Source organism: Streptomyces kanasensis (assembly GCF_043077165.1).
GTDB classification, from domain to species: domain Bacteria; phylum Actinomycetota; class Actinomycetes; order Streptomycetales; family Streptomycetaceae; genus Streptomyces; species Streptomyces changanensis.
The window spans coordinates 320,693-343,632 of sequence record NZ_JBIBSF010000003.1 but is presented as its reverse complement, the minus strand read 5'-3'; the positions used below and the strand labels follow the sequence as shown (position 1 = coordinate 343,632).

23 protein-coding genes and 3 tRNA genes are annotated in these 22,940 nt (G+C 73.8%); 11 read left to right on the top strand and 15 right to left on the bottom strand.

Translation table 11 applies throughout. The features are described 5' to 3' along the window. Positions 1–190: 190 nt before the first annotated feature. The gene (locus ACF053_RS10380; RefSeq protein WP_391953480.1) at positions 191–4,135 is read right to left on the bottom strand and encodes a response regulator; all 3,945 of its coding nucleotides are present in this window, start codon (positions 4,133–4,135) and stop codon (positions 191–193) included. Positions 4,136–4,292: 157 nt separating this feature from the next. Beyond that, positions 4,293–4,739 (bottom strand): SSI family serine proteinase inhibitor, encoded by a 447-nt coding sequence (locus tag ACF053_RS10375; RefSeq protein ID WP_391953479.1) that lies wholly within the window; start codon positions 4,737–4,739, stop codon positions 4,293–4,295. 204 nt (positions 4,740–4,943) lie between these two features. Between ACF053_RS10375 and ACF053_RS10370 the strand changes: the two genes are divergently transcribed. The 9 genes from ACF053_RS10370 (at position 4,944) to ACF053_RS10330 (ending at position 11,573) form a co-directional block, all read left to right on the top strand. Next, positions 4,944–5,034, top strand: a tRNA-Ser gene (locus ACF053_RS10370). Positions 5,035–5,236: 202 nt separating this feature from the next. Further along, positions 5,237–5,309, top strand: a tRNA-Arg gene (locus ACF053_RS10365). A gap of 223 nt (positions 5,310–5,532) precedes the next feature. After that, a complete protein-coding gene (locus tag ACF053_RS10360) occupies positions 5,533–5,841 on the top strand; it encodes a DUF7677 family protein (RefSeq protein WP_391953478.1) in 309 nt (102 codons plus the stop codon). Between the two features lie 63 nt (positions 5,842–5,904). Continuing rightward, positions 5,905–6,060 carry a hypothetical protein gene (locus tag ACF053_RS10355; protein ID WP_391953477.1) on the top strand — a complete coding sequence of 52 codons (156 nt, stop codon included), beginning with the start codon at positions 5,905–5,907 and terminating at the stop codon, positions 6,058–6,060. Next, positions 6,057–6,905, top strand: a complete 849-nt coding sequence (locus ACF053_RS10350) for a DUF2797 domain-containing protein (RefSeq protein ID WP_391953476.1) — start codon at positions 6,057–6,059, stop codon at positions 6,903–6,905. The genes ACF053_RS10355 and ACF053_RS10350 overlap by 4 nt, the downstream gene beginning before the upstream one ends. Before the next feature lie 198 nt (positions 6,906–7,103). Then, a complete protein-coding gene (locus ACF053_RS10345) occupies positions 7,104–8,228 on the top strand; it encodes an amidohydrolase family protein (protein WP_391953475.1) in 1,125 nt (374 codons plus the stop codon). A 34-nt stretch (positions 8,229–8,262) separates the two neighbouring features. Further along, positions 8,263–9,006, top strand: a complete 744-nt coding sequence (locus ACF053_RS10340) for a response regulator transcription factor (RefSeq protein WP_391953474.1) — start codon at positions 8,263–8,265, stop codon at positions 9,004–9,006. 231 nt (positions 9,007–9,237) lie between these two features. Further along, positions 9,238–10,746 carry an MFS transporter gene (locus ACF053_RS10335; RefSeq protein WP_391953473.1) on the top strand — a complete coding sequence of 503 codons (1,509 nt, stop codon included), beginning with the start codon at positions 9,238–9,240 and terminating at the stop codon, positions 10,744–10,746. Positions 10,747–10,775: 29 nt separating this feature from the next. Further along, positions 10,776–11,573, top strand: a complete 798-nt coding sequence (locus ACF053_RS10330; protein ID WP_391953472.1) for a TetR/AcrR family transcriptional regulator — start codon at positions 10,776–10,778, stop codon at positions 11,571–11,573. A gap of 31 nt (positions 11,574–11,604) precedes the next feature. On the opposite strand, the gene ACF053_RS10325 is transcribed toward ACF053_RS10330, so the two are convergent. The 3 genes from ACF053_RS10325 to ACF053_RS10315 form a co-directional block, all read right to left on the bottom strand. After that, positions 11,605–12,381 carry a helix-turn-helix domain-containing protein gene (locus ACF053_RS10325; RefSeq protein ID WP_391953471.1) on the bottom strand — a complete coding sequence of 259 codons (777 nt, stop codon included), beginning with the start codon at positions 12,379–12,381 and terminating at the stop codon, positions 11,605–11,607. 566 nt (positions 12,382–12,947) lie between these two features. After that, on the bottom strand, positions 12,948–14,522 hold the full coding sequence (locus tag ACF053_RS10320) for an MDR family MFS transporter (protein ID WP_391953470.1): 1,575 nt from the start codon (positions 14,520–14,522) through the stop codon (positions 12,948–12,950). Between the two features lie 8 nt (positions 14,523–14,530). Then, positions 14,531–15,034 carry a MarR family winged helix-turn-helix transcriptional regulator gene (locus ACF053_RS10315; RefSeq protein ID WP_391953469.1) on the bottom strand — a complete coding sequence of 168 codons (504 nt, stop codon included), beginning with the start codon at positions 15,032–15,034 and terminating at the stop codon, positions 14,531–14,533. Between the two features lie 171 nt (positions 15,035–15,205). On the opposite strand from ACF053_RS10315, the gene ACF053_RS10310 reads away from it, so the two are divergent. Next, positions 15,206–15,418, top strand: coding sequence for a hypothetical protein (locus ACF053_RS10310; RefSeq protein ID WP_079047468.1), 213 nt, complete (start codon positions 15,206–15,208; stop codon positions 15,416–15,418). A 313-nt stretch (positions 15,419–15,731) separates the two neighbouring features. Here the strand turns inward: ACF053_RS10310 and ACF053_RS10305 are convergent, their stop codons facing one another. The 8 genes from ACF053_RS10305 to ACF053_RS10270 all read right to left on the bottom strand — a co-directional run bounded on the left by ACF053_RS10305 (position 15,732) and on the right by ACF053_RS10270 (position 20,811). Continuing rightward, a complete protein-coding gene (locus ACF053_RS10305) occupies positions 15,732–16,586 on the bottom strand; it encodes an RNA polymerase sigma factor SigF (RefSeq protein ID WP_058944864.1) in 855 nt (284 codons plus the stop codon). 234 nt (positions 16,587–16,820) lie between these two features. Next, a complete protein-coding gene (locus ACF053_RS10300) occupies positions 16,821–17,795 on the bottom strand; it encodes a SigB/SigF/SigG family RNA polymerase sigma factor (protein ID WP_449336533.1) in 975 nt (324 codons plus the stop codon). A 377-nt stretch (positions 17,796–18,172) separates the two neighbouring features. Then, entirely contained in the window at positions 18,173–18,466 is a 294-nt protein-coding gene (locus ACF053_RS10295) for a Dabb family protein (protein WP_391953467.1), read from the bottom strand. Between the two features lie 8 nt (positions 18,467–18,474). Then, positions 18,475–18,639: a hypothetical protein gene (locus ACF053_RS10290; protein ID WP_198549436.1), complete on the bottom strand. Its 165-nt coding sequence runs from the start codon at positions 18,637–18,639 to the stop codon at positions 18,475–18,477. A 313-nt stretch (positions 18,640–18,952) separates the two neighbouring features. Further along, a tRNA-Ser gene (locus ACF053_RS10285) sits at positions 18,953–19,037 on the bottom strand. A gap of 88 nt (positions 19,038–19,125) precedes the next feature. Then, positions 19,126–19,554, bottom strand: coding sequence for a tRNA adenosine(34) deaminase TadA (gene tadA / locus ACF053_RS10280; protein ID WP_391953701.1), 429 nt, complete (start codon positions 19,552–19,554; stop codon positions 19,126–19,128). Positions 19,555–19,634: 80 nt separating this feature from the next. Next, on the bottom strand, positions 19,635–20,174 hold the full coding sequence (locus ACF053_RS10275; protein WP_391953466.1) for a tRNA adenosine deaminase-associated protein: 540 nt from the start codon (positions 20,172–20,174) through the stop codon (positions 19,635–19,637). A 454-nt stretch (positions 20,175–20,628) separates the two neighbouring features. Further along, a complete protein-coding gene (locus ACF053_RS10270; RefSeq protein WP_391953465.1) occupies positions 20,629–20,811 on the bottom strand; it encodes a hypothetical protein in 183 nt (60 codons plus the stop codon). 90 nt (positions 20,812–20,901) lie between these two features. Here ACF053_RS10270 and upp point away from each other — a divergent pair, with 90 nt between their 5' ends. Further along, the gene (upp, locus tag ACF053_RS10265; RefSeq protein ID WP_391953464.1) at positions 20,902–21,537 is read left to right on the top strand and encodes a uracil phosphoribosyltransferase; all 636 of its coding nucleotides are present in this window, start codon (positions 20,902–20,904) and stop codon (positions 21,535–21,537) included. 244 nt (positions 21,538–21,781) lie between these two features. Here the strand turns inward: upp and ACF053_RS10260 are convergent, their stop codons facing one another. Then, positions 21,782–22,426: a LytR C-terminal domain-containing protein gene (locus ACF053_RS10260; RefSeq protein WP_391953463.1), complete on the bottom strand. Its 645-nt coding sequence runs from the start codon at positions 22,424–22,426 to the stop codon at positions 21,782–21,784. A gap of 87 nt (positions 22,427–22,513) precedes the next feature. Continuing rightward, on the bottom strand, positions 22,514–22,810 hold the full coding sequence (locus ACF053_RS10255; RefSeq protein WP_003955420.1) for a type II toxin-antitoxin system VapB family antitoxin: 297 nt from the start codon (positions 22,808–22,810) through the stop codon (positions 22,514–22,516). Positions 22,811–22,940 lie beyond the last annotated feature (130 nt).

Sequence of the window (22,940 nt, the reverse complement as noted above, 5' to 3'; positions counted from 1 at the left end):
GGGCCCGGGGACCCGGATCCGATGGCTCCCCGGTGGCCGCCGCGTCCGGTCTCCCGAGGCCCGTGTCGTCACCGCGAGGCCGCGTCCCCCGGGGCCCGTGTCCGGGCCCGCGCGACCGTGAACCGGCGTCACCGCGGGGCCCCGTCCCACCGCGGGGCCGCCGCGTCCCCCGGGCGGTGGGGGACCGGCGTCAGTTGGTGCCGATCTTCGCGAGCAGGTCGACGATCCGCGACTGCACCTCGGCGCTCGTCGACCGCTCCGCCAGGAACAGCACCGTCTCGCCGGACGCCAGCTTCGGCAGCTCCGCCGCGTCGAGTCCCGCCGAGGTGTAGACGACCAACGGGGTGCGGTTCAGGTGTCCGTTGGCGCGCAGCCAGTCGATGATCCCGGCCCGCCTGCGCCGCACCTGCATCAGGTCCATGACGACGAGGTTCGGCCGCAGCCGGGTGGCGAGCGCCACCGCGTCGGTGTCGGCCGCGGCCCGCTGCACCTGCATGCCGCGCCGCTCCAGCGCCGCCGCCAGCGCGTGGGCGATCTCGTCGTGCTCCTCGATCAGCAGGACCCGCGACGGGTGCTGGTCGCTGTCGCGCGGCGCCAGCGCCTTGAGGAGCACGGCCGGGTCGGCGCCGTACGCCGCCTCCCGCGTCGCCTGGCCGAGTCCGGCCGCCAGCAGTACCGGCACCTCGGCGGCGACGGCCGCCTGGCGCAGCGACTGCAGGGCCGTCCGCGTGATCGGTCCGGTCAGCGGGTCGACGAACAGAGCCGCCGGGAACGCCGCGATCTGCGCGTCCACCTCCTCGCGGGAGTGCACGATCACCGGCCGGTACCCGCGGTCGCTCAGCGCCTGCTGCGTGGCGACGTCCGGCGCCGGCCACACGAGGAGCCGGCGGGGGTTGTCCAGCGGCTCGGGCGGCAGCTCGTCGTCGACGGGACGCGGCGGCGGTTGGTTGGCGACCTCGACGGCGCCACCGGGGCCGTCCAGCGGTTCGGGACCCTCGTCCGCGCCCTCGTCGGGTGCCCCTATCTCGTACGCGCGGCCCTCCGCGGCGGGTGCGGCGAGACGCTGCTGCGCCGGCGGCTGGGGGGCGGCGGGCTGCTGCACCGGGGGCTGCTGTCCGGGGAGTGCCGCCGGAGCGGTCGGGTCCGCCATGTCCTGCGGGTCGATCTCCGGGGGCGTGGCCAGCTTGCGGCGCCGCCCGGACCCGGTGCCCTGCGCGGGCGTCTGGGGCTGCGGAGCGGTCGTGGGCCGGGCGAACGGCACGCCCTGACCGAGGGTGCGGACGCTGAACGCCCGCCCTTGGGTGGAGGTGGTCGCGTCCCCGGGCGGCACGGCGGGCGTGCCGGCGGCCGGGGTGCCGGCGGCGGGCGTGGCCGGGCCGGGGGCCGCCGGTGCGTCAGGGGCGGCCACCGCGCGGCGGCGCCCGGTCGGCGTCGCCCGCGGTACGGCTCCGGCATCACCGGGCGCGGTGGGAGCGTCCGGCGGCGGCACGGGCGCCGCGTCGGGGGTCGCGGAGGCGGGGGGCACGGTGACGGGAGCAACGGGCGGCAGGGGCGCGGAGGCGGCCTCGGCCGGAGCAGCGCCCGCACCGGCCACACCACCCGGCGGGACCACACCACCCGGCGGGACCGCGGTGGTGCCGGGAGCGATCGGGGTGCCGGGCGGCGGGGTGGCGCCCGGGGCGATCGGCAGGGGATGCGGCAGCGGCGGCGTGTGATCGGCCCCCGGCACCGACCGCACAGCGTCGTGACGCCCTTCGTCAACCGGCGCGACCGGCGCGACCGGCGCGACCGGCCGTGCGTGCGCCGGCGCGACCGGCTGCGCCCCCGGAGGCAAGCCCTGCGCCTGCGGCAACGCCCGCGCCTGCGGCGGCAACACCCGCGCCTGCCCCTGCGGCTGGACGCGGTCCGCCTCGGCGGGCGGCAGGGCGAACGCGGAACGGGCCGCCCCCTCGGGCGCCGCCGCGCGTTCCTGACCCGCCGCGAGTGCACGCCGCGCCCGCCGGCCGGCCGGTACGGCCTCGCCGGTCGGGGCGACGCCCTGCGGCGGGACGGTGTCGCCGAGCGCGGCCGGGCGCGCCTGCGCCGACTCGGCGGCCGTGACCACCGACCCCTCGGCGGGCGGGAGGGCCGGGGCGGCGGAAGGCGCGGGGGACTCGGCGGGGCTGGGCCGCCCGCGCCGCCTGCCGGTCGGCTCGGTGGCGCCCGCGTCCTGCGCGGGGATCAGCTGCTGCTCCCCCGTACCGCCCCCGGTGCCCGGGGCGGCGCGGCGGCGGCCGGTCGGTCCGGCGGCCACGGGGTCCTCGGCGCGTACCGGGCTGTCGAGGAAGGCGTCCGTCGAGGCGCGCCGCGCGCGCCGCCGCCCGATCCCGCCGGCCGCGCCGGAACCCTGCGCGGGCACGACGGCTGCCCCGCCCGCCCCGGTCTCCGGCGCCGCGACGGCCCCGGCACCCTCCGTGCCCTCGGCGCCCGCCGTGCCGACCTCCGCACCGGGCGCCGCGCCGTCCCCCCGCTCCGCGGTGGGAACCGCGCCGCCGCCCTCGCCGAGCGGCACCTCCAGTACGTACGCCCCGCCGGTCGTCCCCGGCACCTCATGGGTCTGCAGGACGCCGCCGTGCGCGCGGACGATGCCGCGCACGATCGGTTCGTGGACCGGGTCGCCGCCCGCGTACGGGCCGCGCACCTCGATGCGGACGACGTCGCCGCGCTGCGCGGCGGCCACCACGATGGTCGAGCCGGCGTACCCGCCGTCGGCCACCACCCGGGCCTTGCCCGTGGAGTCGACGCCGGCGACGTCCGCCACGAGGTGGGCCAGGGCGGTCGACAGCCGTACGCCGTCCACCTCCGCCTCGATCGGCGGCGCGTGGACCGCGAACTGCACCCGACCCGGCCCGATCAGCTCGACCGCGCCCTCGATGCCGCTCGCCACGACCGCGTCGAGCAGCACCAGCTCCTTGCGCAGCTCCTCCTCGCCCACGTCCAGCCGCTGGAAGCCGAGGACGTTGTCGACGAGGGTCGTCATCCGGGCGTACCCGGCGGCCAGGTGGTGCAGGATCTGGTTGGCCTCGGGCCACAGCTGCCCGGCCGGGTCCGCGGCGAGCGTGCCGAGCTCGCGGCGCAGCTCCAGCAGCGGTCCGCGCAGCGAGTCGCCGAGCACGGCCGTCAGCTGGGCGTGCCGCGCGGTGAGCGCCTCGTGCCGCCGGTCGGCCTCGGCGAGCCGCTCCTCGAGCGCCGCGACCTCCGCCGCGTGCCGCTCGGCGACCGCGGCGGTCTCCGTCTCGTGCTTCTCCGCGAGCGCGGCCACCTCGGCGGCGTGCTCCTCGGTGAGCTGCTCGTACGGCCGCCGGTCGGCGAAGGTCATCACGGCGCCGACGAGCTGGTCCCCGTCCCGCACGGGTGCGGTCGTCAGGTCCACCGGCACGGAGGACCCGTCCTTCGCCCACACCACCTGGCCCCGCACGCGGTGCTTGCGTCCGGAGCGCAGCGTGTCGGCGAGCGGCGACTCGTCGTAGGGGAAGGGCTCCCCGTCGGCCTTGGAGTGGAGCATCAGCGGGTGCAGCTCGCGGCCGCCCAGGTCGCTGGCGCGCCAGCCGAGGATCTGTGCTGCGGCGGGGTTGACGAGGACGATGCGGCCGTCCGTGTCGGTGCCGACCACGCCCTCCGACGCGGCGCGCAGGATCATCTCGGTCTGCCGCTGCGAGCGCGCGAGTTCGGCCTCGGTGTCGAGGGCCCCGGAGAGGTCCCGCACGACGATCATCAGCAGTTCGTCGCCGCTGTAGCCGCCGCCGTACGCGTCGTACGCCTCGCGGCCGTCCTCCAGGCCGGCGCTGGTGACCTCGACGGGGAACTCGTCGCCGTCCGTCCGGCGGGCCACCATGCGCGTGGGCTTCGTCCGGCCGAGCGGATCGGCCGCTTCCGGCCGCCGCATGGAACCGGGGATGAGCCGGGAGTCGAACGAGGGCAACAGGTCCAGCAGCCCCCGGCCGACGAGCGCCGTGCCGGGCGTCTCGAACATCTCCAGGGCGATGGTGTTGGCGTTGACGACCGTGCCGTTGGTGTTGACGAGGACGAGCCCGTCCGGCAGGGCGTCGAGTATGGCTGCGAGGCGAGCAGCGCCTCGGGATGGCCTGCTGCTCACGACGACGCTTCCTCCCACTGACCTACTGCCGCTTACGGGAGGGAGTCTAAGGGCTGGGGGTGCACGCGCGACGGCGGATGAGGGGGAGCTCTGAGCAAGGTTGTGTGCGCATGGCGTACGCCCCCGGCCCGTTCTTCCTGGTGAGCGCGGCGTGGCGCTACGACCGCGCCTGCGGCAGGACCGGCTGCATGTTCTCCCAGCGGGCGATCTCGCAGCCGTTGGTCCGCGCGAATTCGGCCTCGACCGGCCGGCCGTGCCAGGTCCCCTCGATCCGGGCCGTGGCGGGGCCGCCGTGCTGCTGGGTGCACATCCGGTCCTGCGGCACGGGGCTGAACGGGTCCTGACCGTCCTGCGACAGCTCCGCCAGCCGTTCGCAGGCGCGCTGGGCACGCGGGTGGGTACCGGTGCCCCGGTCACCGTCGCACTCCAGCTTGAACGTGCCGTCGGCCGTCGGGTTGCCGGACCGCTCGACGGTGATCGTCAGGGAGTCGGGGGCGCCGAGCAGCGACGGCAGCGGGGGCAGCGGCGCGGCCACGGCGAGGGGGGTGGCGACGCCGAGGGCGGCGAGGGAGGCGGCGGAGGTGAGGACGAGACGGCGCAGCATGCGTACTCCAGGACGCTCGGGAACCATGAGGGGCACCGGTGGGGCCCGGCCCCACCCCTCTAACGCTGCACTGCCCTCCGCGTTGCGCAACCGTAAGCCTTTGCCCTGCGCCCCTCGCGCCTAGTACCGTTGTCACCGATTGGTGGCGCGGCCCTGGGCTGTGTCATCATCTGCACGCACCTCACGCGCGAGCACGGGTGCAGTGGAGGCGTCGCCTAGTCCGGTCTATGGCGCCGCACTGCTAATGCGGTTTGGGTCTTAAAGCCCATCGAGGGTTCAAATCCCTCCGCCTCCGCCCCACGGAAGCCCCGGCCCCACGGCCGGGGCTTCTGCCGTTCCCGGCCCCGGATCATCGCGCCGATGGGTGATTTGCCCAGGTCGGAGGCGGTTTGGCTAATGGATTTCGCGTCCCGGCGCAGGTCATGTAATGTTGTTCCCGCAACGCCGACCGGGCCGAAAAGCCCGGGAGGAAAGCCAGGGAGTAAGATCGCTGGCAGGCACTCGTAGCTTAACGGATAGAGCATCTGACTACGGATCAGAAGGTTGCAGGTTCGAATCCTGCCGAGTGCACACAGATGAGAGGCCCCGGAGAAATCCGGGGCCTCTTGCGTTGCCCGGGCGTGCCGCGGGGAAGTACGGCGACGGGGCTCGGCCGTTCGAGCCACCCACCGCGTCGGAGAGTCGGATGGACGCCGGGTACGACGGGGAGCGCCGCCGGCCGCGTCGGCGGCACCGGTCGGTCCGCCGGCGTCACCCCGGACGCCCCGACGCGGGCCTCGCCCATCATGGGCCGGTGACGCACCTACCCACAGACGTACGGGCCGCCATCCGGTTCTTCGCCTTCTACCTGGCCAACGACACCCTCGACGTCGATCTGCTCGACGGGATCGACTACCGGGACCGGTTGTTCCGGTTCGGGTCGGACCTGGAGATGGCCTTCGCCATCTTCACCAACGTCCTGGAGGTCGACGAGGAGGGCCGGACGCTCAACGACGGGGAGGCGCAGTACCGGGTCGCCCAGTGGATCCGGATGCGGTGCGACCCCGACTACACGGCGGAACCGCCGTTCGAGGCGTGGGAGACCGAGCTGCACGGGCCCTGAGCAGGCCGCACGCCTGCCCGTGCGCTGCCGGAGCGGCGGTGGGCGTGTGGGACAGTGGCCCGCATGGTGCTGACCGCCGGCAACAGTCCCTTCCTCCCCGGTGCCCCGCCCGTGGTGCCGCTGCCGGGCGCTCCCGGCGTCAGGGTGGAGGCGGGCGCCCACGGCCGCCGTGACGGGGCGCCGGTGGGCGGGTCCGCGCCGGCAGCCGACGCGTCGTGAGCGGCGGCTGGCGCTGCCGGGGCGTCCGGTGGGTCGCGGGCCGGCCCGTCTGGGCCTGGGAAGGCGGGCGGACCAGCCCGCTCACTCGTGGGCGCGAGCTCGGCTTCCGTGTCACGGGAGAGCGCCGCTGCCCGGGAGCGCGCGGCAACCCCTGCCCCACCGGTGCCGTCGTCCCCGCCCGGAGCACCGGCGGCACGTGCCCCGAGTGCGCGCGGCTCGACCGGGCGCACTCCGTCGCCGCCGACACGGCCCTGGACGACCCGCGCGTCTTCCGCGTGTACCTCGCCTGGTTCGGCGGCGCGCTCCTCAAGGTCGGGATCACCGCCGAGGAACGGGGCGACGCGCGCCTCCTCGAACAGGGGGCCGTCGCCTTCGCCTGGCTCGGGCGCGGGCCGCTGATGGCCGCCCGGCGCACCGAGGAGGTGCTGGGCGCCGCGCTCGGCGTGCCCGACCGGATCCCGTACGCGGCGAAGCGCCTGGCCCGGGTCGACCTGCCGGGACCCACCGCGAGGGCCGAGCGGATCGAACGCGCGTACCGCGAGGCCCGCGCCGTCGGGGGATGGGCCGACACCCTGGAGGCGCTGCCCCTCGACGGGGTGCGCGACCACGTCGACGTCTTCGGGTTGCGGTACGTGGAGCGGGTCGACGGGGTCGTCGGACGCCTCGCCGGAGGCGGACAGCTGCGCGGCACGGTGCTCGCCGTCGCGGGGCCCGACCTGCACCTGGAGCTGGACGACGGGCGGCAGGTCGTGCTCGACGGCCGGCTCGCCGCGGGGTGGGAGCTCGCCCGCGCGGAGGGCGGCACGACCCTGCCGGTCGAGGTGGTGCAACGCGGCCTGTTCTGACCGCGGGCGGTGCCGCATCCGGTGGCGGGCAGTTGCCGGGCCGGTGGGGGTGGGGGGATGCGGGGCTGGTGGAGCCGGTGGAGCTGGTGGGCCGGCGCCGGGCCGGTGGCGGGGGACCGGGTGGGTAGTGATGCCGGTGGTGACACGACACGCTGCGGGCGGGACGCGCTGCACGGAGAGGCGGGCGGGGTGGGCGACATGGGCGGACCGGGTGGCCGGGCGGGCGGCGGGACCGGCAGGGCGGTCGGGGCGGACGGGACGCCGCAGGACGCGCGACGCGGCGGGGACGGCGGAGGCGGCCGGGACGGCGGGGACCGAGAGGCAGTGGCCGTACGGGCGGTGGCCCGCCGGCTCGGACTGCCCGGACTCCTCGACGTGCACACGCACTTCATGCCCGACCGCGTCCTGCGCAAGGTGTGGGCCTACTTCGACGGCGTGGAGGACCTGACCGGCGTCGCCTGGCCGATCACCTACCGCGAGGAGGAGGACCGGCGCGTCGACCTGCTGCGCCGGTTCGGGGTGCTGCGGTTCACGTCGATGGTCTACCCGCACAAGGCCGGCATGGCCCGGTGGCTCAACGACTGGGCGGCGGGGTTCGCCGCGCGGGTGCCGGAGTGCCTGTGCACGGGCACGCTCTACCCGGAGGAAGGCGTCGGGCGGTACGTCACCGAGCACCTCGCGCGCGGGGCCCGGGTGTTCAAGGTGCACCTCCAGGTCGGCGACTTCGACCCGAACGACCCGCTCCTCGACCCGGCCTGGGGCGCCCTCGCCGACGCGCGCGTACCGGTCGTCGTCCACTGCGGCTCCGGTCCCACGCCCGGCGCCCACACGGGCCCGGGCCCCGTCGGGAGGCTGCTCTCCCGGTACCCGCGGCTGCGGCTGGTCGTCGCGCACATGGGCATGCCCGAGTACACCGACTTCCTCGACCTCGCCGAGCGGTACGACGAGGTGCGGCTCGACACCACGATGGTCTTCACCGACTTCTCCGAGCGCCTCGCGCCCTTCCCCCGCCGGGAGCGCGGTCGGCTCCTCGCCCTGGGCGACCGCGTCCTGCTCGGCAGCGACTTCCCCAACATCCCTTACGGCTACCTCCACCAACTGGAAGCCCTGGAACGGCTCGGACTCGGGGACGACTGGCTGCGGGGAGTGCTCCACGGGAACGCCGCCGCCCTCTTCGCCGACCCGGGTACGGGGGCCGCCCCGGCGGCGACCGCCGACCCGGGGACGCGCACAGCGGGCACGGAGGCGGCGGGCACGGGGGCTGCGGGGGCGGGCGCGGGCGGGACCGGTCTGGATTCTCAGGGAATTCACAGGAACGCGTAAGCCGCCTCTCAGGGCGCCGCCGCAGCGTGGTGCCATGACCGTCTCCCCCTCCCCCCTCCGGACCCGCGCCGGGACGCGCCGCCCCGACGGCGGCGCCGTCCGCGTCCTCGTCGTCGGCGCCGAGCCGTCGCTGTCGGAACTGCTGTTCCTCGCCCTCCGCTACGAGGGCTGGGAGGTCCGCGGCGCGGAGAACGGCGCCGAGGCCGTGCAGGCCGCGCGGGACTTCCGGCCCGATGTCGTCGTGCTCGACGTGCAGCTGCCCGACACGGACGGGTTGAGCGTCCTGCAGCGGCTGCGGCGCGACCGCGCGGAGCTGCCCGTGTTGTTCCTGACGGCGAGGGACGCCGTCGAGGACCGCGTCGCCGGGCTCACCGCGGGCGGAGACGACCACGTCACCAAGCCCTTCGGCCTGGAGGACGTCGTCGCGCGGCTGCGCGGCCTGGTCCGCCGGTCCGGCGCCGGCCTCGAACGCGGCGGGTCGCTGCTGGTCGTCGGTGACCTGACCCTCGACGAGGACAGTCACGAGGTGACGCGGGGCGGGCGGGGCATCCACCTCACCGCGACCGAGTTCGAGCTGCTGCGCTTCCTCATGCGCAACCCACGGCGCGTGCTCAGCAAGGCGCAGATCCTCGACCGCGTGTGGTCCTACGACTTCCGCGGTCAGGCGAACGTCGTCGAGCTGTACATCTCCTACCTCCGCCGCAAGATCGACGCCGGCCGTACGCCGATGATCCACACCCGGCGGGGAGCCGGTTACCTGATCAGACCCGGCGAGTGACGGGCCGGCGGCCCGGACCGCCGCGCACCCGGCTCACCGCGGAGGGGCCGGTCAGGCCGCCGGGCGGGGGTCCGGCGGCCCCCGGCGGCGACCGCCCCGCATGCCAGGACGTCGGACGCCCCGCCGCCACCTGGCGTGAAAGAGCCGACCGGAAATAATCCCTATACGGCGTAAGGGAAATCCCTTTACGGTGTAAGGCGTCAACCCCTTACACCGTAAAGGAGCACCTTCGTGACGGCGACGACCGCCGAGAACCCGCCCACCGCCGCCGCGCCCGGCGGCGGTCACCCGCAGCGCTGGCTGATCCTCGCCGTCATCTGCCTGGCCCAGCTCACCGTGCTGCTCGACAACACCGTGCTCAACGTGGCGATCCCCTCCCTCACCCGGGAGTTGGACGCGTCCACCGCCGACATCCAGTGGATGATCAACGCCTACGCCCTGGTCCAGTCCGGCCTCCTGCTGACCGCGGGCAACGCCGCCGACCGCTACGGCCGCAAGCGGATGCTCCTCACCGGGCTCGCGCTGTTCGGCGTCGGCTCGCTCGCCGCCGGTCTCGCGCAGAGCTCCACCCAGCTCATCGCCGCCCGCGCGGGCATGGGCGTCGGCGGCGCGCTGCTGATGACCACGACCCTCGCCGTCGTCGTCCAGATCTTCGACGACACGGAACGGGTCAAGGCCATCGCCCTGTGGTCCACGGTCAGCTCGCTCGGCTTCGCCGCCGGCCCCTTGCTCGGCGGGTTCGTGCTCGACCACTTCTGGTGGGGCGCCATCTTCCTGGTCAACCTGCCGGTCGCCGTGCTCGGCCTCGTCGCCGTCGCCCTCCTCGTACCGGAGTCCCGGCACAAGCAGGGCGACCGTCCCGACCTGCTCGGCGCGGTGCTGTCCACGGTCGGCATGACGGCGCTGGTGTACGCCATCATCAACGGCCCCGAACACGGCTGGACCTCCGGGCAGGTCCTCGGCTCGGCCTCGCTCGGCCTGGTCGTCATGGGCGCGTTCGCGTTCTGGGAGCTGCGCGTCCCGCACCCCATGCTGGACATGCACTTCTTCCGTGACCAGCGGTTCGTGGGCGCCGTCGCGGGCGCGATCCTGGTCGCGTTCGGCATGACCGGTTCGCTGTTCCTGCTCACGCAGCACCTGCAGTTCGTCCTCGGGTACGACCCGCTGGCCGCCGGTCTGCGCACGGCCCCGCTCGCCCTGACCGTCGTCGTGCTGAACCTCGCCGGGGTCGGCGCCAGGCTGCTGCCGAAGCTCGGCACGCCCCTCACCATCGCCCTCGGCATGGCCCTGGTCTCGGCCGGGCTCGCCTCGATCGCGCTCCTCGGCGGGGCGCACGGCTACGGCGGGATGCTCCTCGGCCTCGTCGTCATGGGCGCGGGCGTCTCCTTGTCCATGCCGGCCATGGCCAACGCCATCATGAGCGCCATACCGCCGGAGAAGGCCGGGGTCGGTGCCGGGATCAACGGCACCCTCGCCGAGTTCGGCAACGGCCTGGGCGTCGCCGTGCTGGGTGCCGTGCTGAACGCGCGGTTCGCCGCCCTCGCCTCGGTCACCGCCGTCTCCCTGCCGGCGGCGCTCGCCGCGGCGGAGGGCCCGTCGGAGCGGGCCCGCATCGCCGACGCGTTCGCGGCGGGCCTGGAGACCAGCCAACTGGTCGGCGCGGTCGCGGTCCTCGCGGGCGGCCTGCTCGCGGCGCTGCTGCTGCGGCGGGCGGAGCGACGCACGCCGGCCCCGGCATAGCATCGGCGGCACGGAACGACGAGGAGGCCATGGTGGCGGCAGCCGACCGCGACACGAAGCGCCCGGCGCGCATGAGCGTCTGGCTGGACGGCAAGGCGGCGGCGTCCCGGGGCCGCAGGCCGGGCGGTGACCAGCCGTCCGGCCTGGACCGCGACCGCATCACGGCGGCGACGGTGCGGCTGCTGGACGAGGAGGGCCTCGCCAAGTTCTCCATGCGCCGGCTCGCGGCCGAGCTGAACGTGACCGCGATGTCCCTGTACTGGTACGTCGACTCCAAGGACGACCTGCTGGAGCTGGCGAGCGACGCGGCGGTCGGCGAGGTGCCGCTGCCCGAGGAAGGCGACGGCGAGGGGGAGGGCGGTGACTGGCGCGAGCGGCTGCGCCACCTCGCCGAGGGGTACCGGGCCCTGCTCGTCCGCCACCCGTGGATGTCGCCGCTGATGGGCCGCTTCCTCAACATCGGGCCGAACTGGGCGGGGTTCGCCCTGTCCGTGCAGCGGAGCGTCCGCGCCACCGGCCTCCCCCCGGACCGCCAGGCGGGCGCCATCGCGGCGGTCTTCCAGTTCGTGTACGGCTTCGGCACGATCGAGGGCAACTTCCTCCGGCGCTGCGAGGAGGCGGGCGTCAGCCAGGACGAGTACTACCAGTACGCCATGAACACCCTCGACGAACAGCCGAAGCTGGCCCCGCTCGTCGAGGCGGCCGCGGAGATGACGGCGGCCCGGGGCGGCGGGACGGTGGACGAGATGCGCGACCGGGACTTCGCCGTGGCGTTCGAGCTGCTGGTCGCGGGCATCGAGGCGATGGCCTCCGACGCCCGCCCCTGACACCGGCCACGGCCGGGACGGCGTGCGCCGGTCACTGCGCCGAGCAGCCGGGGCAGGTGCCCGGCAGGGCCGCGCGGAAGGCCCGGTCGCACGCGTCGCAGTTCTGGAGGGGCAGCGGCCGGGACTCCCCGGGCGGCGGGGGGAGTACCGGCGGCAACCAGGTCCGCAGCCGGTACTCGACGAAGCGGCCCGGCCACCGGATGGTCCCGGCCGGCAGGTCGCCGACGAGGACGCGTGCGACGATCCCGGGGCTCGTACCCCGGTCGAGCCACGTCCGCGCGAGCGGCGCCAGACGGTGGACGTCCTGTTCGGACAGGACGATCCTGGGCTCCCGCTGCCGCAGCCGGATCAGCAGGTCGGCGGCGGGCCGCAGGTCCTGTGGCAGCGCGCTCGGCGGCACCTCCCGCCCACGCCGGGCGGCGCTCGCGCTGCTGCTTCCGCCCCCGGCCGCCGGCTCCCGGGCCCCGGCCCGCGCGACCGCCGTCGGAGGCGGCTTCGGCGTGCCGGGCTCGCGGTACGCCGGGTGCTCGAACCACCGGGTACGGGTGACGACCCGCGCGCCGTCGACGCGGTGCCGGGTGCGCTCCAGGTACCCGGCGGCCTCCAATTCGTTGAGCGCCTGCCCGATGCGGCGCTCCCCCTCGCGGAACCGGGCCGTCAGGGCCCGGATGCTGACGACGGCCCCGTCGGGGAGTGACTGGATGTACACGCCGATGCCGATGGCGCAGGCGGAGAGGCCGGGGTGCTGGGCGAGGTGGTTGCCGACCACCGTGAACCGCTCGCGGTGGCGGTGACGGACGTGGGTCACTCCTGCGGCTGAAGAGCCGCCGCCCGCGAGGGCACGCGCGTTAGACTGCGCAACAGTCATCGGGAAGGTCTTCTCTTCCTGTTGATCAGGCCCTCGACCGGGATGCCAGTCCCGCCGGGGGCCGAAGTCTTTTGTGGGGGTGGTGATTTGGCGCGACCGTACCGCGCCGTCCTCCCGATCTGCCACTTGCTCACCCGAACGGGTGAGACATGCTGGTTTGGACGGGAGTGGGTCCTTCTCCGAGTGCGTTGAGGGGAACACGCGCCCCTCCGCCGCCCACCCCACCGGGACGTGAGAACGCCGACCCGGCCGACGGGATCGCCCGGGTCCGGGGTCGGCGAGGTCGGCGGGGTCGGCGGGAGAGGCCGGCCGGGGCGGTGTCGTACGCGGGTGGCACCGGTAGCGCGGGTGGCCCGGGATACGCGGGCGACGCCGGCGGACAGAAGTGAGGCCCCGGTGGCCGGGTGTGGGCGTCCCCTCCCACACTCCGGCCGCCGGGGCCCTCTTCTGCCGGACGCGCCGCCCTCCGCTACGGAGCGGCGCGCCCGGGGCTCAGTGGCCCGCCCTCACTGGTCGGCCTTCGCGCTCTTCAACGCGACCTCGCGGATGAACAGCGTCACCAGGAAGGCGACCAGGGCGAAGGGCGCCGAGTACAGGAAGATGTCGCCGACGGCGTGCCCGTACGCGTTCTCCATCACCAGGCGGATCGGCTCCGGCAGCTTCTCCAGGTCGGGGATGCCGCCGCCGCCCGTGCCGCCGTGGCCGAGGGCCGCGCCCTGCGGGCCGAGGGCGGTGAGGCCGTCCTTGACGTACTCCGTGACCTTGTTCGCCATGACCGCGCCCAGTGCGGAGACGCCCACGGCGCCGCCCAGGGAGCGGAAGAACGTCACGACCGACGAGGCGGCGCCCAGGTCGGCGGTGGCGACCTGGTTCTGGGTGCACAGGACCAGGTTCTGCATCATCATGCCGAGTCCGAGGCCGAGGATCGCCATGTACACCGCGACGTGCCAGTACTCGGTGTCGTAGCGCAGCCCGCCGAGGAGCCCGAGGCCCGCCGTCACCAGCGCGCCACCGGTCACCAGCCACGCCTTCCAGCGACCGGTGCGGGTGATCACCAGACCGGAGACGGTGGACGACACGAACAGGCCCGCGATCATCGGTATGGTCATGACGCCGGACATGGTCGGGCTCTTGTCCCGGGCCAGCTGGAAGTACTGGCTGAAGAAGACCGTGCCCGCGAACATCGCGACGCCGACGAAGAGCGAGGCCAGCGAGGCCAGCGTGATGGTGCGGTTGCGGAAGAGGCGCAGCGGGATGATCGGGTCGCTCGCCCGGGACTCCACCAGCACGAACGCCGCGCCGAGCAGCACCGAGCCGCCGACCATCAGGTACGACTGCCACGACAGCCAGTCGTACTTGTCCCCGGCGAAGGTCACCCACACGAGCAGCAGCGACACGGCGGCGCTGATCAGGGCCGCGCCGGACCAGTCGACCTTCACCTCGCGCCGGACCACCGGCAGGCGCAGCGTCTTCTGCAGCACGATCAGCGCGAGGACGGCGAAGGGCACGCCCACGTAGAAGCACCAGCGCCAGCCCAGCCAGTCGGTGTCGGTGATGACGCCGCCGAGCAGCGGGCCGCCGACCGTCGCGACGGCGAAGGTCGCCCCGAGGTAGCCGGAGTACCGGCCGCGCTCGCGGGGGGAGATCATCGCGGCCATGACGATCTGGGCGAGGGCGGACAGCCCGCCGACGCCGATGCCCTGGACGACGCGGCAGGCGATCAGCATGCCCGCGCTCTGCGACAGGCCCGCGACGATCGAACCGACGACGTAGATGACGAGTGCCAGCTGCACCAGCAGCTTCTTGGAGAAGAGGTCCGCGAGCTTGCCCCACAGCGGAGTGGTCGCCGTCATCGCCAGGAGCGACGCCGTCACCACCCAGGTGTAGGCGCTCTGGCCGCCGCCGAGGTCGGAGATGATCTCGGGGAGGGCGTTGGAGACGATCGTCGACGACAGGATGGCGACGAACATGCCGAGCAGCAGCCCGGACAGCGCCTCCATGATCTGTCGGTGCGTCATCGGCCCGCCGGCGGCCCCGTCGGCGTGGCCGTCCCGCACGTCGGTCGGTGTGGTCGTAGCCATGAACTTCCTTACGCGTACGTCGTCTGCGTCGTGTGTGCTGGTTGTGGTTCTTCCTGCGGTGTCCGCGTCCTCGCCGACTGCGCCCGGCAGTCCCCGAAGGATCCGCGCAGGCGGGCCAGCAAGGTGATCAGCTGCCCGACCTCGTCGTCGGACCAGTCCCCGAGCCGGTCCGCGAACAGGTCCGCGGCGCGCCGCCCGAGGTCCTGGAGGACCGCCCGGCCGTCCGGGGTGAGCCGCAGGATGCGGGAGCGCCGGTCGCCCGGGTCGGCTGAACGCTCCACCCAGTCGCGTTCCACGACGTGGGCGACGTGGCGGCTGGTCACCGACATGTCGATGGCCATCAGCTCCGCCAGCCGGCTCATCCGCATGTCCCCGTACCGGTCCAGCAGGGCCAGCACCGCGGCCGCCCCGCCGGGGCACTCGGTCGGGAGCATCCGTGCGATGCCGCGCTTGACGGCTCCGACGGCGCTGAGCTGGCGGGCCAGCTCCTCGTACTGACTGCGTGCTGCCACCGTCGGCACCTCCGCATCTTGTTGCTTAGAGCAACCATATGTGTGGATGGTTGCTACAGGCAAATGAAATGGGGGCGTAAGCGGCCAAAGACCTGGTAAAGAAAGGTCAAGATCCATTCAGCGGGCGCCCGGGGTGGGGCGGGAGGGTTGGATTCGCTAGGGTCCTGCCCCATGGCACACAACCCGCACGCCCCCCAGGGCCCCGAGGGCAGTTATGACCCCGCGGGCTCGACCCAGATGTTCCGCGCCTTCGTCGACGAGGGCGCCCCGCAGCGGCAGCAGCAGGCCGTCGTCCAGTCGTCCGGTCCGCGCGTCGGTCTGATCGTCGGCGTGGTGGCGGCCCTCGCGGTCATCGCCGCGGTCGCCTGGCTCGCCCTGTCCTGACCACCCGCACGTCACCCGCCACACGGTGCGCGCCGAGGCCGCACGTCACCCGCCGCGCGCCGGACGCCGAGGCCGTGCGTCCCCGTACGCCGTACGTCCCGCACGCCGTACGGCTCCGTCGCGTCCCTCGCGTGCCTTCGCACTCCTCGCTCCCCGGCGCACCGGCTGGGCGGTCGGGGGTGCCGGCCGGGCGCGTGGGCGCACCGGCTGGGCGCTCCCTACGGGCGCACCGGCCGTCCCCGGCGCACCGCGGGCCACGCCATCGACCCGCCGCCGGGACGATCGCGTGGCCCGCGTGGCCCGCGTGGACGGCTCAGTCCGAGATGAGCCCCTCCCGCAGCTGCGCCAGCGTGCGGGTCAGGAGGCGGGAGACGTGCATCTGTGAGATGCCGACCTCCTCGCCGATCTGCGACTGGGTCATGTTCGCGAAGAAGCGCAGCATGATGATCTGCCGCTCCCGCGTGGGGAGTTTGGCCAGCAGCGGCTTCAGCGACTCCCGGTACTCGACGCCCTCCAGCGCGGTGTCCTCGTACCCGAGGCGGTCCGCGAGCGAGCCCTCTCCGCCGTCGTCCTCCAGCGACGGCGAGTCGAGCGACGACGCGGTGTAGGCGTTGCCGACGGCGAGGCCGTCCACGACGTCGTCCTCCGACACCCCGAGGACGGCGGCGAGTTCGGGAACGGTCGGGGAGCGGTCCAGCTTCTGCGCGAGCTCGTCGCTGGCCTTTGTGAGCGCCAGGCGCAGCTCCTGGAGGCGGCGCGGCACGCGCACGGACCAGGAGGTGTCGCGGAAGAAGCGCTTGATCTCGCCGACGACCGTGGGCATCGCGAACGTCGGGAACTCGACGCCGCGTTCGCAGTCGAACCGGTCGATCGCCTTGATCAGACCGATGGTGCCGACCTGGACGATGTCCTCCATGGGCTCGTTCCGCGAGCGGAAGCGGGCCGCCGCGTACCGCACGAGCGGCAGGTTGAGCTCGATGAGCGTGTCACGCACGTACGTGCGCTCCGGGCTGTCCGTCGCCGCGCCCGCCGCGTCCAGCGTGCGGAGGCGGAGGAACAGGGAGCGGGAGAGCGTACGCGTGTCGATGGCTTCCGAGGAGTCGAGAAGCGCGGCCGGTTCGCTCTTGGTGAGCGTCAGCACCTTCGAGCTGCCCTGTTCTGCGGACATGCCACCCCCTTGAGGTCGCGGATGGTCGCGGGAGCCGCGACCATCGGAGGAACGCAGCCTCCACGTGAATACCGGCGCCGAGACTGCGGCAAACGCGGTTCCAGCAGAATGTCACATGTCGGCAACACGCTGTAGTGACTTGTCGACATGGGTAGGGGAAATCTGTGCTGGAAACAGGGGGTGTGCGGCTTTTGGAACGGCTGATTGTGGACCAAACAGGTCTACCCGTTCCAGCTATGCATCGATCCTGTTTGCGGACCTCAACCGGGCGAAGCTGCGGGCGAGGAGCCTTGACACGTGCATTTGCGAGACGCCGAGTTCCTGGCTGATCTGCGACTGCGTCAGGTTCCGGTAATAACGGAGCATCAAGATCCGCTGCTCCCGCTCGGGCAGCTGGACGAGGAGGTGCCGGACGAGGTCGCGGTGCTCGACGCCGGCGAGGGCGGGGTCCTCGTAGCCGAGCCGGTCCAGCAGTCCGGGCAGCCCGTCGCCCTCCTGGGCGGCCTCCAGGGAGGTCGCGTGGTACGAGCGGCCCGCCTCGATGCAGGACAGGACCTCGTCCTCGGAGATCTTCAGGTGCTCGGCGATCTCGGCAGTCGTCGGGGAGCGGCCGTGGAGGGTGGTGAGGTCCTCGGTGGCACCGTTCACCTGAACCCACAGCTCGTGCAGCCGCCGCGGCACGTGCACGGTGCGGACGTTGTCGCGGAAGTACCGCTTGATCTCGCCGACGACCGTGGGCATCGCGAAGGTGGGGAACTGGACCCCCCGGTCCGGGTCGAACCGGTCGATGGCGTTGATCAGGCCGATCGTGCCGACCTGGACGACGTCCTCCATCGGCTCGTTGCGGGACCGGAAGCGGGCAGCGGCGTAGCGCACGAGCGGGAGGTTCGCCTCGATGAGAGCCGCGCGCACCCGGCCGTGCTCCGGGGTGCCGCGCTCCAGCTTCTTCAGCTCGCCGAAGAGCACCTGGGTGAGCGCCCGGGTGTCCGCCGCCCGGCGCGGGCGGGAGTCGGCATCCGACTCGGCGTCGGGCCCGGTGTCGGTCGCGGCCTCGGCGTCGGTGCCGGTGCCGGGCTCGGCGTCGGTCGCGGTGCCGGGCTCGGCGTCGGGCCCGGTGTTCGGCTCGGAGGCGCTTCCGGTCGCGGGGTCGGGCTTCGTGTCGGGCCCGGCCCCCGGTCCTGCTGCCGGTTCCACCGCGGGTACCGCCACCGCGGCGGGTGCGGGTGAGGCTGTGCGTGCGGGCGTCGCCGGGTCGGTGTCCGGGGGCCCGTCCGGCTCGCTCCCGGACGCGCTCCTGGGGCTGCCCGGGGCTGCACCCCGGGTCTCGCCCCGGGGTTCACACTTCGGCTCGTTCTGGGGAGGCACCTGGTGAGGCGTGGTACTGGCCGGCACGTTCACGCCACCCCTTCGCGGCTACGATCAACTTCGATCAACTCATCCGTCAAAAGCGGTCATAGCATCACAAGACATGTCCACTGTGCGCAAGCACCCGGTGACGCCGTGTTGAGGCTCGGAGCGGCCGCACGCGAAGGAGCCCCGCACGGTCACGTGCGGGGCTCCCGGATGCGCAGAGGGTGCGGGCGCCGTCAGAACTCGTAGTCGGCGATCACCCACGTGGCGAACTCCCGCCACTGCCCGGCGGCCGCCTGGTGCGCGGGGTGCTCGATGTACCGCTTGAGCGCGTCCAGGTCCTCGACGGCGGAGTTGATGGCGAAGTCGTACGCGATCGGCCGGTCGGTGACGTTCCAGGCGCACTCCCAGGCCGTCAGCTCCGGGATGAGGTCGCCGAGCTCCCGAAAGGCCCGTACGCCCGCCTCCACGCGGGGCTCGTCCCGCTGTACACCCTCGTTGAGCTTGAAGAGGACCAGGTGGCGGATCACGCGGACTCCTAGTTGATGAGCGCGGTCATGAACTGGCCGACCGCTTGAGCGGCGCTCGAAATGCCCTCGAAGCCTATCTGGACCAGGTCGGCGGCTCGCTCGGGGGACTGGATGATCGTGTAGAGCACGAACACGGCGAGCACGAACGATGTGATCTTCTTCGCCTGCGCCATCGTCGCCGTCTCCCCGGTCCCCTGTGATTCCCCTGGCGGTCGGGTGAGTCTAACCGAGCGATCAGGGGCCAAGACGTCGACGATCGAGGCCCTTTACCGCCCCGGGCGCCGCGATCGGAAGGCCGCCGCGGATCTGTGGCGGACGGCTGCGCGACGTCGACCAGGCGAGTCCGCCCCGGCTTCGTCCTCGGTCGTCCCGGGTCCGTCCTCGGTCGTCCCGGGTCCGTCCTCGGGCGGAGCCGGAGGCGGCCGGGGAGCGGGGCGGGGGGAACGCCGAAGGGGCGGCCCCGTGGGGCCGCCCCTTCGATGAGAGCGGTAGCGGAGGGATTTGAACCCTCGGTGACTTGCGCCACACTCGCTTTCGAGGCGAGCTCCTTCGGCCGCTCGGACACGCTACCGAGAGAGAGCTTAGCCCAAAGGAGCCCCGACGCTGAAATCCGTATCGGAAGGCGCGCCGATCGCCCGCCCGCGGGGCCCGGGCCGGCCTCAGCGGTCGCGGAAGAAGCGGGTGAGCTGCTCGGCGCACTCCTCGGCGAGCACCCCGTGCACCACCTCCGGACGGTGGTTCAACCGCCGGTCGCGCACCAGGTCCCACAGCGAGCCGACGGCGCCGGCCTTCTCGTCGAGGGCCCCGAACACCACCCGGTCGACGCGGGACTGGACGAGCGCGCCCGCGCACATCACGCACGGCTCCAGCGTCACGACGAGGGTGCAGCCCGTCAGCCGCCACGCGCCGAGCCGCTCCGCCGCGCGGCGCAGCGCCAACACCTCGGCGTGCGCGGTGGGATCGCCGGTGACCTCGCGTTCGTTGTGCCCGGTCGCGACGAGCGAGCCGTCCGGTCCGAGCACCACCGCGCCGACCGGCACGTCGCCGGCCAGCGCGGCCCGCCCGGCCTCCGCCAGCGCCCGCTCCATGGCCGCCCGCCAGGGGGCGCGCACGGGGTCGGGTGCCGCCGTCTGCTTCGCTATGCGGTCGGGAATCGCCGGATCGTGCACTAGCGGACGGTCTCCAGTACCTCGGAGGCCCCGAGCGCGTCCGCGATCTCGGAGAGCGCGTCGGTCTCGAGAGCCAGCAGCTCCTTCTCCGACAGGCCCAGGTCGTCCAGGATCAGCCGGTCCCCGACCGGCGCGGCGGGGGGTACGGTCCCGGCCACCGCCTCCGTCTCCTCCTCGGTCTCGTCCTCCGTGTCGGCCGGCTCCCCGTCCTCGGTGCCGTCCAGGTCCAGCGCGTCCAGGTCGGCCGCTTCGTCGTCCCGGTCGGCGCCCAGCAGTTCCTTGGTCAGGATCTCCCCGTACGAGGAGCGGGCGGCGGCCGCCCCGTCCGACACGAAGATGCGAGGGTCCTCCTCGCCCTCCACGCGGACGATGCCGAACCACGCGTCCTCCTGCTCGATGAAGACGAGCACCGGGTCGTCGTCCGGCGAGGCTTCGCGGGCCAGGCCGATCAGATCCGCCAGGGTCTCCACATCGTCGAGCTCTGTGTCGCTCGCTACCCACCCGTCTTCGGTGAGCGTGAGCAGTGCGGCGAAGTACACCGTGACTCTCCCACTGATCAGAGGTGTGACGATCGGGCGGCACGCTCCTGAATGGCCCGCCCACTCGGCATCGTGGCAGATGCGGGGCCTTGAGGAGAGGTGTTCCGCTCTTGCGTCGTGCACCAGTCTGAGGCCGCGACCCGGTCGGCGTCACCCCCCGGCCCTTCTCGCCGCCGATGACCACGAACGGTCAGGGGCCGCCCGGGGTGGGCCCTCCCGAGCACGCCCGCGACGGCCGGCCCCTTCCGGTGGCCACCCGGCGGGTCCTTCCCGGCGGCCACTCGGCGGCCCCTTCCATGGCGGCCCGGCGGGTCGGCGGCTGGGCCACTCGGCGGGTCCTCCCGGTGGTCGCCCGGCGAGTCCCCCGGTGGTCGCCCGGCGGGTCCCCCGGCGGGCCGGGGGCGGGCCGGGGGCGGGCCGGGGGCGGGCCGCCGGGGCCTACGGCTTCACGGCCTCACCAGCGGAACGTCCGCATGCGCATCGCCTGCCGCATGCGCGCCGCCCGAGCGCGGCGCGGCTGGACGCGCTCGCGCAGTGCCCGTGCCTCGTTCAGCTCCCGCAGGAACTGCGCTCGGCGGCGCCTGCGCTCCGTGTCGTCCGCGGCCTTCCGGCCGTCGGGTCCTTCCTGGTCAGGCATGGCCACACCACCACCCCAGGGCTGCGTTCGTCCGACTCCACCTTCCCTCGGCTGCGTGGGTTGATGCCAGTGCGGGCTACTGTTGTGCGCATGCGGATCCACGTCGTCGACCACCCGCTGGTGGCGCACAAACTCACCACGCTGCGCGACAGGCGCACCGACTCCCCGACCTTCCGGCGGCTCGCCGACGAGCTGGTCACCCTGCTCGCGTACGAGGCCACCCGGGACGTGCGCACCGAGCAGGTCGACATCGAGACGCCGGTGACGGCGACGACCGGCGTGAAGCTGTCGCACCCGCGCCCCCTCGTGGTGCCGATCCTGCGCGCCGGCCTCGGCATGCTCGACGGCATGGTCCGGCTGCTGCCGACCGCCGAGGTGGGCTTCCTCGGCATGATCCGCAACGAGGAGACGCTGGAGGCGTCGACCTACGCCACGCGCATGCCCGAGGACCTCTCCGGCCGCCAGGTGTACGTGCTCGACCCGATGCTGGCCACGGGCGGCACGCTCGTCGCCGCGATCAGGGAGCTGATCAGGCGCGGCGCCGACGACGTGACGGCGGTCGTGCTGCTGGCGGCGCCCGAGGGCGTCGAGGTCATGGAGCGGGAGCTGGCGGGCGCGCCGGTCACGGTCGTCACGGCCTCGGTCGACGAGCGGCTCAACGAGCACGGCTACATCGTTCCCGGCCTCGGCGACGCGGGCGACCGCATGTACGGCGCCGCGGAATAGGACCACACGGCCGCCCCGGTCTGTCCGGCCGGGGCGGTCGGCATGCCCGTCACGGGCGTGCCGCGCCCCGGGTGCTCTCTCCTCCCGGCGCTCTTCCCGGGTGCTTCCGCTCCCCGGGCGCTCCGCCCCGGGCGCTCCGCCCCGGGCGCTCCGCCCTGCCTCCCCGGTCGGCAGGCAATGGACCGCTGCTCCGGGTGTACTGCGTCGTGCGCGCGCAGCCTCAGCGGCACCACCGGGCCGGCCGTCAGCCCTTCTCGGGGGCGCAGGTGGAGGTCTTGGGCGCCGGGTGCAGCAGCGCCGTCATCGCCGCGGTCGCGTCCTGCGGCGCGGCGAGGGTGCGGAAGCCCGTACCGATGATCAGGTCCACGTCCGCCGTGGCGCGCGCGTCCGTCCTGGTGGTGGCGCCTTTCAGGTGCGTACCGAGGACGGGGAAGGCACCCTTCGCCGCACCCGGCGCGCCCAGCAGTATCCCGGCGCCCGGCACCTTCTTGTCGTACGTCACCGGCGCGTTGCCGACCTTGCCGATCGCGAAGCCGCGCTTCTTGAGCTCGTCCGCGGTGGTCTTGGCGAGGCCGCTGCGCGGCGTGGCGTTGTAGACGTTCACCGTGATGTCGGCGGGCTTCGGGAAGGTGGCGACCACCGCGGCCGGTGACGGGCTCGCGGTCACGCAGGCGGGTCCGGCGGTGGTGGGGCGTGCGGTGTCCCCGCTGCCGCCGCCGAACACGTCGATGAGCTGGAGCGTCCCCCAGCCGGCCAGGCCGAGAGCGGCGGTGGCGGCGATACCGGTGGCCACGATGCGGCCACGGCGGCGCGGCCGGCGCATGCGAGGGTAAGCGGTGCCCGTGATGCGGTACTTTCCGCCCATACCGGGGGGAGTGAGCATGCTCATGGGCGCAGCGTAATGCGGCCCGCCGACTATGCCTACTAAACGATCAGCGGCTGAGGGCCGGACGGGTGGCAAACGTGCCGGAAAGGGTCAGCCGAGTTCCAGCACGCGGGCGTGGAGCACCTGCCGCTGCTGGAGCGCAGCGCGCACGGCGCGGTGGAGGCCGTCCTCGAGGTACAGATCGCCCTGCCACTTCACGACGTGCGCGAAGAGGTCGCCGTAGAACGTCGAGTCCTCGGCGAGGAGCGTTTCGAGGTCCAGCTGACCCTTGGTGGTCACGAGCTGATCGAGGCGGACCGGACGCGGCGCGACATCCGCCCACTGCCGGGTGCTTTCCCGGCCGTGGTCGGGATACGGCCGCCCGTTACCGATGCGCTTGAAGATCACACGGAAAGCCTACCGGGCGAGCGGCTCCCGGCGCAGCCACGCGAGGGTGGCACCCGCCCGGACGGAGGGTGACATAAACGACGACCCGGGCATTCCGCCGTGTCGGGCGGTGCGCTCGAAGCGTACGCCG